Raw genomic sequence first — 294 nt, 5'->3', positions numbered from 1 at the left:
CCTTCAAATAAGAAAGGTAAGCTCGAACCGAACGCTAAAGAAAGAACCCACTGGGCGACATAAACGAGCATGATGGCTATAAGCGCTGAGGTGACGATAGAGCGGAATTTCTGCGTCACCTTAACGAGACCAGAGCGATATAGCCCTAGCATAACGGCTGCTGTCACAAAGGTCGCACACATTGCAGTCACTGGCACGCTTGGATACATTCTCATAAAAAACAGCGAGATGCCGCCTAAGAAAATACCTTCTAAGAGCGCATAAGGGACCGCGAAAGTTTTGGCTTTTTGTGGA

The 294-nt window shown here is 47.6% G+C and carries 1 protein-coding gene; it reads right to left on the bottom strand.

Annotated features, from left to right (window positions below):
* The coding region (locus AAEZ03_RS26755; RefSeq protein ID WP_350582815.1) for a Bax inhibitor-1/YccA family membrane protein at positions 1-294 on the bottom strand (294 nt) is incomplete at both ends.

It is taken from the genome of Pseudomonas sp. HY2-MNA-CIBAN-0224 (assembly GCF_040310285.1).
GTDB classification, from domain to species: domain Bacteria; phylum Pseudomonadota; class Gammaproteobacteria; order Pseudomonadales; family Pseudomonadaceae; genus Aquipseudomonas; species Aquipseudomonas helleri.
This window is presented reverse-complemented; position numbering and strand designations above follow the sequence as displayed.